This is a genomic window from Methylobacterium sp. GC_Met_2 (assembly GCF_026540795.1).
Classification (GTDB): Bacteria; Pseudomonadota; Alphaproteobacteria; order Rhizobiales; family Beijerinckiaceae; genus Methylobacterium.
This window is the reverse complement of sequence record NZ_JALNUM010000171.1, coordinates 1-9,617: the sequence shown is the minus strand read 5'-3', so window position 1 is coordinate 9,617 and position 9,617 is coordinate 1. Positions and strand designations below refer to the sequence as shown.

7 protein-coding genes are annotated in these 9,617 nt (G+C 71.9%); 3 read left to right on the top strand and 4 right to left on the bottom strand.

Annotated features, from left to right (window positions below; translation table 11 throughout):
- Positions 1 to 270 precede the first annotated feature (270 nt).
- The gene (locus OXS49_RS31345; RefSeq protein WP_267428479.1) at positions 271 to 1,500 is read left to right on the top strand and encodes an ABC transporter substrate-binding protein; all 1,230 of its coding nucleotides are present in this window, start codon (positions 271 to 273) and stop codon (positions 1,498 to 1,500) included.
- Positions 1,501 to 1,843: 343 nt separating this feature from the next.
- Here OXS49_RS31345 and OXS49_RS31340 read toward each other — a convergent pair whose 3' ends face one another.
- The gene (locus OXS49_RS31340; RefSeq protein ID WP_267428478.1) at positions 1,844 to 2,725 is read right to left on the bottom strand and encodes an aldo/keto reductase family oxidoreductase; all 882 of its coding nucleotides are present in this window, start codon (positions 2,723 to 2,725) and stop codon (positions 1,844 to 1,846) included.
- A gap of 92 nt (positions 2,726 to 2,817) precedes the next feature.
- On the opposite strand from OXS49_RS31340, the gene OXS49_RS31335 reads away from it, so the two are divergent.
- Complete coding sequence (locus OXS49_RS31335) at positions 2,818 to 3,747, top strand: LysR family transcriptional regulator (RefSeq protein ID WP_267428477.1); 930 nt, start codon at positions 2,818 to 2,820, stop codon at positions 3,745 to 3,747.
- On the opposite strand, the gene OXS49_RS31330 is transcribed toward OXS49_RS31335, so the two are convergent.
- Both OXS49_RS31330 and OXS49_RS31325 read right to left on the bottom strand, forming a co-directional pair.
- A complete protein-coding gene (locus OXS49_RS31330; RefSeq protein WP_267428476.1) occupies positions 3,701 to 5,488 on the bottom strand; it encodes a methanol/ethanol family PQQ-dependent dehydrogenase in 1,788 nt (595 codons plus the stop codon). The two genes, OXS49_RS31335 and OXS49_RS31330, sit on opposite strands and share 47 nt — an antisense overlap.
- 462 nt (positions 5,489 to 5,950) lie before the next feature.
- Entirely contained in the window at positions 5,951 to 6,547 is a 597-nt protein-coding gene (locus OXS49_RS31325) for a TIGR00730 family Rossman fold protein (protein WP_243998915.1), read from the bottom strand.
- Between the two features lie 209 nt (positions 6,548 to 6,756).
- On the opposite strand from OXS49_RS31325, the gene OXS49_RS31320 reads away from it, so the two are divergent.
- Entirely contained in the window at positions 6,757 to 8,202 is a 1,446-nt protein-coding gene (locus OXS49_RS31320; protein WP_267428475.1) for a LysM peptidoglycan-binding domain-containing protein, read from the top strand.
- 7 nt (positions 8,203 to 8,209) lie between these two features.
- Here OXS49_RS31320 and OXS49_RS31315 read toward each other — a convergent pair whose 3' ends face one another.
- Positions 8,210 to 9,547 (bottom strand): PLP-dependent aminotransferase family protein, encoded by a 1,338-nt coding sequence (locus OXS49_RS31315; RefSeq protein WP_267428474.1) that lies wholly within the window; start codon positions 9,545 to 9,547, stop codon positions 8,210 to 8,212.
- Between the last annotated feature and the right edge of the window lie 70 nt (positions 9,548 to 9,617).

The following is a 9,617-nucleotide window of genomic DNA, read 5'->3' as shown; positions in this document are numbered from 1 at the left end:
TGTTCTGCAGCCTTCGAACGCATCGAACCGCGATCTGTGAATATTGCAGCTCGCACGGGAGAGGGGACCTGCGCACCATCTTGCGGCCGAGTTGCCAAACCCGATGTGTGAATCCGCCAGCCGCGGGGTGGGCGAACCGAAGCGTCTAACGGATCGCCCACATCCTCACCCGCGCCGGTATCGGCCGCAAAAGCCCACGGATATTCTGCATGCGATGACCGCGAGCGCCGATCAACGGCGCCGCATCCAACAAAAAACAGGGAGAGAACCATGACGCTCCGCCACCGCGCCGCGGCGCTGCTCGGGACTCTGTGCGCGTTCAGTGCCGGCGCGGCGCTGGCCGCCGACCTCGTGCCGGTGAAGATCGGCGTGCTGAACGACCGCTCCGGCGTCTACTTCGATTCCACCGGCGAGGGTTCGGTGGTAGCCGCCCGGATGGCGGTCGAGGATTTCAAGCCGGAGGAACACGGGCTGAAGGTCGAAGTCGTCGCCGCCGACCACCAGAACAAGCCCGATGTCGGCGCCTCGATCACCCGGCAATGGTACGACCGCGACGGCGTCGATGCGGTGTTCGATGTGCCGACCTCCTCGGTGGCGCTCGCCATCGCGCAGATCACCAAGGAGAAGAACAAGGCCTTCATCAATTCGGGCGGCGGCACCGCCGACCTGACCGGCCCGGCCTGCACGCCCAACACCGTGCACTGGACCTACGACACCGCGGCGCTCGCCAACGGCACCGGCAAGGCCATGCTCAAGCGCGGCGGCAAGTCCTGGTACTTCATCACCGCGGATTACGCCTTCGGCCTCGCCCTGGAGCGCGACACCAAGGCCGTGGTGGAGAAGAACGGCGGCACGGTCGTCGGCGGCGTGCGCACGCCCTTCCCGAACCCGGACTTCTCCTCGTTCCTGCTCCAGGCTCAAGGATCGGGCGCCCAGGTGATCGGGCTCGCCGATGCCGGGCTGGATGCCGCCAACGCCATCAAGCAGGCGCACGAATTCGGCATCCGCCAGGGCGGCCAGACCCTCGCGGCCCTGCTGATCGCGATCACCGACATCCACTCCCTGGGCCTGGAGGTGGCGCAGGGGCTCGCCTTCACCGCCTCGTTCTACTGGGACCTCAACGACGGCACCCGGGCCTTCGCGAAACGGTTCGAGACGCGCATGTCCGGCAAGAAGCCGACCTCGTACCAAGCGGGCGTCTATGCCAGCACGCTGCACTACCTGAAGGCGGTGGCGGCGCTGCACTCGGCCAAGGACGGCGCCGCGGTGGTGGCCAAGATGAAGGCACTGCCGACCGACGACCCCCTGTTCGGCCAGGGCACGATCCGGCCGGACGGGCGCAAGATCCACCCGATGTACCTGTTCGAGGCCAAGGCGCCCTCGGAATCCAAGGGCGAATGGGACCTCTACAAGGTGCTGGAGACGATTCCCGCCGAGCAGGCCTTCCGCCCGATGCGCGAGGGCGGCTGCCCGCTGGTGGCCGGCATGACGGGCAAGTAGGCGCCTGCGGCTATCCCATCCACCTCCCTCGTCCCGCGAGGCTACCGGATCAGCACAACGCTATGCCGAGGGATCCCCTCGCCCCGCGTGCGGGGAGAGGGCCGCGTCTCCCCCTCGTCGGGGAGCGCGGCGAGGCGGCAGCCGAGGGTGAGGGGGCGGTTCAGGATGAGCCTCCTCCGGAATCGCCCCCTCACCGCCGCTCCGGCTTCGCCTCCGCTTCCCGCACGGACGGCGGGGTCCATGCGGGCCTCTCCCCGCACGCGGGGAGAGGGGAAACCTGCGCTTCAGGCTGAGATCTGTGAACGTCGTAGCATCCTGAGCTGGTGGGTAGGATGGTTGATCCTCACGCCACCCCGATCCGATCCAGGGCCGCCATCGCGTCGTCCGGCAGCCGGAGTTCGGCCGCCGCGAGGTTTTCGTGCAGGTGGCCGAGGGAGGACGTCCCCGGGATCAGCAGGATGTTGGGCGACCGGCGCAGCAGCCATGCCAGCGCCACCTGCATCGGCGTCGCGCCGAGCCCGGCCGCCACCGCCGACAGGCTGTCCGACTGGAGCGGGCTGAACCCGCCCAGCGGGAAGAACGGCACGTAGGCGGTGCCGGACGCCGCAAGATCGTCGATGAAGGCGTCGTCGTCCCGGTGCGCGAGATTGTACTGGTTCTGCACGCAGACGATGTCGGTGATCCGCCGCCCCTCGGCGACCTGACGCGGCGTGGCGTTGCTCAGGCCGATCCGGCGGATCAGCCCCTGCCGCTGGAGATCCGCCAGCACGGTGAGCGGCGCCTCGATCGGCCCCTCCGCCGGCCCGTGGACATCGAACATCAGGCGCAGGTTGACCACGTCGAGGGCATCGACGCCCAGGTTGCGCAGGTTGTCGTGGACCGCCTGGGTGAGTTCCTCGGCCGAGAAGGCCGGGTTCCACGAGGCGTCGGCTCCGCGCTTGGCGCCGACCTTGGTGACGATCACGAGCCCGTCCGGATAGGGGTGGAGCGCCTCGCGGATGATCTGGTTGGTGACGTGCGGCCCGTAGAAGTCGCTGGTGTCGATGTGGTCGACGCCCGCCGCCACGGCTGCGCGCAGCACCGCGACCGCGGCGGCGCGGTCCCTGGGCGGCCCGAACACGCCGGGCCCGGCGAGCTGCATGGCGCCGTAGCCCAGCCGCTTCACGGTCCGGTCTCCGAGCGGGAACGTCCCGGCCTGCGCAATATCCGCGGTGATGTCGGTCATGGCGAATCTCCTGTTGGCGCCCCGGATGTAGACGGCACCGATTGCGCCGATAAGCCGTGACGATCGGCACGGGCCGTGCGCATTCTCGAACAATGACCCAGGATCTCGCCGATCTCACCGCCTTCGTGACCGTGGCGCGGGCCGGCGGTTTTCGCGAGGGCGCCCGCGCCGGGGGCGGGAGCGCGTCGCGCCTCAGCGAGGCCGTGCGCCGCCTCGAAGCCGGGCTCGGCGTGCGCCTCCTGAACCGCACGACCCGCAGCGTCGCGCCGACCGAGGCCGGCGCCCGCCTGCTGGAGCGGCTCGGTCCGGCCTTGGCCGAGGTGGAGTCCGCCCTCGACGTGGTGAACGGGTTCCGCGATCGGCCGGCCGGGACGCTCCGGCTGAACGTGCCGCTGAGCGCGGCCCGGCTGGTGCTGCCGGCGCTCGTGCCGCCCTTCCTGGCGGCGTACCCCGAGATCCGCCTGGAGATCGTCGTCGAGGACGGGTTCGTGGACGTGCTGGCGGCGGGCTGCGATGCCGGCATCCGCTACGACGAGCGGCTGGAGCAGGACATGATCGCGGTGCCGATCGGCCCGCGGCGGCAGCGTTTCGCCACGGCGGCAGCCCCGGCCTATCTCGAAAGGCGCGGACGCCCGGACCATCCGCGTGATCTCCTCGCCCATGCCTGCCTGCTCGGCCGGTTCCCCAGCGGCGCCCTGACGGCGCCCTGGGAGTTCGAGCGCGACGGCGCCATCGTCCGGGTGGACCCGTCCGGGCCGCTGATCGTGCGGGTCGGCGCCAGCGACCTTGCCGTGGCGGCCGCGGTCGCCGGCACCGGGATCGTCCACCTGTTCGAGGACTGGCTGCGCCCGCATCTCGACAGCGGCGCCCTGGAGCCGGTGCTGGAGCCCTGGTGGCAGGAATTCTCCGGCCCGTTCCTTTACTATCCGGGCCGGCGGCACCTGCCGGCGCCGTTGCGCGCCTTCGTGGATTTCGTCAGTGCGCGGCAGCCGGCGCCGGATCCGGCAGTGCGAACACCGTGAGCTGCCCGCCCGGCGCGGTATATTGCGACAGGGCCGCGTAGCCGCCCACCGCCCCCGAGCCGTCGGCCGGGTCGGTCAGCCCCGCCGCCAGCCCGATCCCGGCCCAGCCGCCGATCCCGGAGAGCACCGCCACGTATTGCCTGCCGTCGTGCCGGTAGGTGGTGACGTTGCCCACGATGCCGGACGGGGTCTTGAACCGGTACAGTTCGTGCCCGTCCCGGGCATCGACCGCCTTCAGATAGCCCTCCAGCGTGCCGTAGAAGACGATGTTGCCCGCGGTGGCGAGCGCCCCCGACCAGACCGAGAACGGCTCCGGGATCGACCACGCGATCCGCCCCTTCGCCCCGTCCCAGGCGATGAAGGCGCCGGTCCGGTCGGTGCCCTCCGGCGGGTGCAGGGTGAGCGTCGCGCCGACATAGGGCTGGCCCGGTGTGTAGGTCACCCGGAACGCCTCGTAATCCATGCACATGTGGTTGGTCGGCACGTAGAACAGCCGCGTCTTCGGCGAGTAGGCGGCTGGCTGCTGGTTCTTGGCGCCGAGCGCCCCGGGGCAGATGTTTTTCGTGGTTTCGTCCTCGTCGGCCTCGCCCGGCGCGTAGCGCTTGTCGACCAGAGGCCGGCCGTAATCGGGGGCGGCGGGGTCCATGCCGATCCGGCTCGCCCAGTTGACGCTCGGATCGAATTTCTCCGCCACGAGAAGTTCGCCGGTGGCCCGGTCGAGCGTGTAGCCGAACCCGTTCCGGTCGAAATGGGTCAGCACCTCCCGGGAGCGCCCGCCGATCACCTGCGCGGTGAGGATCATCTCGTTGACGCCGTCATAGTCCCACTGGTCGTGGGGGGTCATCTGGTAGACCCAGCGCGCCATGCCGGTATCGGCGTCACGGGCGAGGATCGACATCGCCCAGCGGTTGTCGCCGGGGCGCTGGGCCGGGTTCCAGGTCGAGGGATTGCCGGTGCCGTAATAGACGAGGTTCAGCGCGGGATCGTACGCGAACCAGCCCCAGCTGCAGGCCCCGCCGGTCCGCCACTGGTCGCCCTCCCAGCTCTTGAGGGACGAATCCCGGCCGATCGGGCGGCCGAGTTCGGTCGTCGTCTCCGGATCGACCAGCATGTCGGCATCCGGCCCGGTGGCGTAGGCCCGCCAGAGGCGCTGTCCGCTGGCCTGATCGTAGGCCGTGACGTGGCAGCGTGCCCCGTACTCGCCGCCGGCCAGCCCGACGATCAGCTTGCCGTGGACCGGCAGGACCGTGGCGGTGTTGGTCTCGCCCCGACCGGGATCGCCGTTCCTGACCGACCACAGCACCCGGCCGGTTTCGGGATCGAGGGCGACGACCGTCGTGTCGGCTTGCTGGAGGAACAGGCGCCCGTCCGCGTAGGCCAGCCCACGCGAGACCGTGTCGCAGCACATCACGGCGATGACGCCCGCATCCTGCCGGGGGGCGTAGCGCCACAGGATCTTGCCGTCGTGGTCGAGGTCGAGGGCGTAGACGATGTTGGGGAAGGGCGTGTGCACGAACATCCGATGCCCGACCACGATCGGCGCGCCCTCGTGCCCGCGCAACACGCCGGTGGAGAAGGTCCAGGCGACCTTGAGGCGGCCGACATTGCCGGCGTCGATCTGCGCGAGGTTGGAATAGCGGGTGTTGGCGTAGTCGAGGGTCTGGAGGACCGGCGCCTCGCCCGCCCGCACCACGCCGACGAGGCAGGCCAGCAGCAGGGCCGCAAGGATCGAAGCGCGCATCGGGGGAGTCCTCATCCGATCTTGTTCGCGCAGGCCCCGGCGTTCCCGCACGATCCTCCGGGTCGTCGCGCGCTTTTCCCGCTCCCGCAGTAGCTACGATATTCACCCATGCCCAGCGGACATCGCCGCTGGCGGCGGAGCGCGACCGCCCCCCCCTCTCCCGTGCGGGAGAGGGTTGGGGTGAGGGATGAGAACGCTCAGGATCGAGCACGTGATTGCTGCGCCGACAGGTCGCTCCCTCTCGGATAAACCTGACCCCTCACCCTGTCCCTCTCCCGCACGGGAGAGGAGGCCCGCGCTCGACCCTGCACCGACGTTGCCAGACCGAATGTGTGAATCCGGTAGCCCATAAAGCGGGGAGGGAAACGCACGGATCCGGGCCATCTCTGGAGCAGGGGTCAGAACGGTGAAGCCGCGCGCCCTGCAGGGAAGGGCGCGCGCCGGCACCGGGAGCTGCCGGCCTCACATCCGCTCTTTGACCACCGTTTCGGCCTCGGGATCGGGCTCGTGGCCGGCCTCGCGCAGCAGGGGCACCACCTCGGCCGCCGCGCCTGTGACGAGGTAGCTCAGGTCGAGCCCTTCGCGGATGAAGCCGTGGCCGCGCATGTGCTCGAACAGGGCGAGCAGCGGCGCCCAGAACGCCGCCACCGAGACCAGCACCACCGGCTTGCGATGGCGCCCGAGCTGCGCCCAGGTGAGCTGCTCGACCAGCTCCTCCAGGGTGCCGATGCCGCCCGGCAGGGTCACGAAGGCGTCCGAGCGCTCGAACATCAGGCGCTTGCGGGTGTGCATGTCGGGCACCACCACGGTCTCCTGAATGTCCGCCAGCATGTGCTCGCGCGCCTGGAGGAAGTCCGGGATGATGCCGGTGACGTGGCCGCCGGCGTCGAGCGCGGCGCGTGCCACCGTGCCCATCAGGCCGACATCGCCGCCGCCGTAGACGAGGCGCATCCCGGCCTGCGCGATGGCCGTCCCGAGCACCTCGGCGGCCGCCCGGAAGGCGGGGTCCCGCCCGAAGCCGGAGCCGCAATAGACACAGACTGTCCTCACCGGGGCCATCCGGCGCCCTCCCTCGCGCGTCTGTTGCGAGCCGTCCGAGACATGCCCCGCGCCGATCGGTCCAAGGGCCAAACTGCTGACGTCGCGGGGGATTCACCCGCCGGGGCGGCGGGACGGCTTGGTGTCGGCACCATGTACGGTATTATGCCGTGTTCCGTCGACGGTTTTTCCCGCACGGCGGGCGGGATCGAGGGAGGCTCAGGTTGGCGATGTCGAGACAGGTGCGGCGCAGTCTCGCCCTGGCGCTCGTCGGCCTCCTCGGCGGCCTCGGGCTCGTGGCGGCCCTGTTCGGCGGGGAGTCCCTGCGCCAGCTGACCGGCCGCGGCACGCCGGAGAACGCCGCGCAGTCGTTGGCCGATCCCGGCGCGCTGGCGTCGCGCCAGGCCCCGTCCCGCGACGGCAAGCCGGGCGAGGGCGGTGGCCTGCCCCGGGCCGACGCCCCGTCGGACCCCGCCCGCGCGGCCGGATCCGGCAAGCCGGCCGCCGCGGTGCCGCGCTTCGACATCGTCCGGGTCGAGCCGAACGGCGATGCCGTGGTGGCCGGCCAGGGTGCGCCGAACGCCGTCGTCGAGATGCTGGTCAACGGCAAGCCGGTGGCCCGGACGACCGCCGACGAGGGGGGACAATTCGCCGTGGTGCCGCCGGCCCTGCCCGCGGGATCGAGCCAGATCCGGCTGCGCATGACCGACAAGGACGGGCGGGCGGCCGAGTCGGAGCAGAGCGTGGCGGTGGAGGTCGCCCCCGGGCGCGACCGTCAGCCGCTCGTCGCCCTGACCGCCCCGGACGCAGCGACCGTGGTTCTGTCGCAGCCGGGCGCGCCCGATGCCAAGGCCGGCGCCAAGGCCGTTGCGGCGGCACCGTCCGGCGCCGCGGGGCCGGGACAGCCGACCCGGATCGCGAGCGTGGACGTGCAGGAGAACGGGCGGCTGTTCGTCACGGCGACCGGCACCCCCGGCGCGGCGATCCGGCTCTACCTCAACGACACGCTGATCGCCCCCGGGCGCGTCGGCCCGGACGGGCGGGCGAGCTTCACCATCGGGCGCGGCGTGAAGCCCGGCCAGTATCAGGTGCGGATCGACCAGATCGACCCGGCCACCGGCAAGGTGGAGACCCGCGCCGAGGTGCCGCTGTCCGTAGCCGAGCCGACTCGGATCGCCGCGCGTGACGTCGCCGGCTCGCAGCCATCGACCATCCCGGGCCATGCCCAGGGCACCCTTCCGAACCCGGCCGCGAACCGCGCCTCGGGCGCCTCCGCGCGCGGAGCCCGATCGACCGGGCAGGGCGTCGGCCCCGGCCTGGGTCGGGGTGCAGGGCCGGACGGCGCGCGGCCCGGCAGCGCCACGGATGGGGGGACGGGCAGCACGAAGGCGATGCCCGGGCGGCCTGAGCCGCAAACCCCCGCCGCGGCGGCGCCGGGTCCGGCCGAGGCCCGGAGCACCCCGGCAGAGGCGAGCGCCGACGGCGCGGTCTACGTGCCGGAGATCAGCACGGCCAAGATCACCCGCGGCGACAACCTCTGGCGGATCAGCCAGCGCACCTACGGCCGCGGCGAGCGCTACACGGTGATCTACGACGCCAACCAGACCCAGATCCGCAATCCCGACCTGATCTATCCGGGCCAGATCTTCGTGCTGCCGGCCGAAAAGCGCGGTTGAACGCCCCTCACTCCACCGCCTGATCGTCCCCCGCGAAGGCCAGCCGGCGCAGCCGGCGCAGGGCCGCGGCCAGTTCATCGTGCGACGGCACCGCCAAGGCGAGGCGGACCGCGTTCGGGGCGTGGCCGGGGGCGACCGCGAAGGCCGGGGCCGGGATCAGCGCGATGCCCTGGCGCAGGGCCGCCGCCGCGTAGGCCTCCGCCCGCCAGGTTTCCGGCAGTTCCAGCCACAGGTGATAGGCACGGCCGTCGCCCACCACCCGCAGGTCCGCGAGCGCCGCCCGGGCGATCACCTGCCGGGCCGCCGCGTCCCGGCGCTTGACCGCGGCCAGCGCGGTGGCCGAGCCCCCCGCCATCATCCAGTGCATGCCGGCCGCGAGCGACAGGCCGAGGGCTGTCCAGGCGCCCTGACGGATCGAGGCCGCGAGCCGGTCGGTCAGGGGCGGGGGCGCCGCCACGAGGCCGAGCGTCAGCGAGGGCATCACCCGCTTGGACAGGCTGTCCACCAGGATCACCCGATCGGGCGCGAGACAGGCCAGCGGACGGGCATCCGCGAGGAAGCCGTAGACCGCATCCTCGATGGCGGTCAGCCCGGTCTGCGCGAGCACGGCGGCGAGGTCGGAACGCCGGCCCGGCCCCATCGTGGCGCCCAGCGGATTCTGGAGGGTCGGCTGGAGGTAGACCCCGCTCAGCGGGTTCGCCCGGTGGGCCTGGAGCAGCGCGTCGGGGCACATCCCCTCGGCATCCATGGCGACCGGCACCAGCGTGATCCCGAGCCGGGCCGCGATCGCCTTCACCATCGGGTAGGTCAGGGGCTCGCAGGCGATCCGCTCGCCCGGCGCCGCCAGCGCGGCGAGCGCCGCCGCGAGCGCCTGCCGCCCGTTGCCGGTGAACAGGATGTCGGCCGGGTCGGGGGCGTAGCCGTCCCGGGCGAGAAATGCCGCCGCGATCGCCTGCGCCTGCGGTGTCCCCGCGGGCCCGTACTGGCCGAACGCCATCGCGCCGCCCGCGCCGGCGAGCGCCGCGAGGGTCTCGGCCAGAACGGCCTCCTGCTCGGGCAGCCGCGAATGGGTTCGCTGCAGATCGATCGCCGCGGGCGGCGGCTCCGGCTGGAGCAGCCCGTTCCGGCCCGGCGCGGACCGCACATAGGTGCCCCGCCCAACCTCGCCGGTGACGAGGCCCCGGCGGCCCAGTTCCGCATAGACCCGGCTCGCCGTCGAGACCGCGATGCCCTGCGCGTACGCGAAGTCGCGCTGCGGCGGCAGCTTCGCGCCGGGCGGGAGCCGGCCGGCCGCGATATCCGCGGCGATCGCGTCGGCAACGGACCGGAAATCCGCCGATCCCATGATTGCTCCGAGATCAATGTTTCGATTGATCCGAGATCTGTATCGGATCAATGCTGACCCCGCAATCCCG

Bases quoted from the DNA above. Each gene is read 5' to 3' on its own strand.
- OXS49_RS31315 (WP_267428474.1), bottom strand. From the start codon at position 9,547: ATGGGATCGGCGGATTTCCGGTCCGTTGCCGACGCGATCGCCGCGGAT.
- OXS49_RS31345 (WP_267428479.1), top strand. From the start codon at position 271: ATGACGCTCCGCCACCGCGCCGCGGCGCTGCTCGGGACTCTGTGCGCG.
- OXS49_RS31320 (WP_267428475.1), top strand. From the start codon at position 6,757: ATGTCGAGACAGGTGCGGCGCAGTCTCGCCCTGGCGCTCGTCGGCCTC.
- OXS49_RS31335 (WP_267428477.1), top strand. From the start codon at position 2,818: ATGACCCAGGATCTCGCCGATCTCACCGCCTTCGTGACCGTGGCGCGG.
- OXS49_RS31340 (WP_267428478.1), bottom strand. From the start codon at position 2,725: ATGACCGACATCACCGCGGATATTGCGCAGGCCGGGACGTTCCCGCTC.
- OXS49_RS31330 (WP_267428476.1), bottom strand. From the start codon at position 5,488: ATGCGCGCTTCGATCCTTGCGGCCCTGCTGCTGGCCTGCCTCGTCGGC.
- OXS49_RS31325 (WP_243998915.1), bottom strand. From the start codon at position 6,547: ATGGCCCCGGTGAGGACAGTCTGTGTCTATTGCGGCTCCGGCTTCGGG.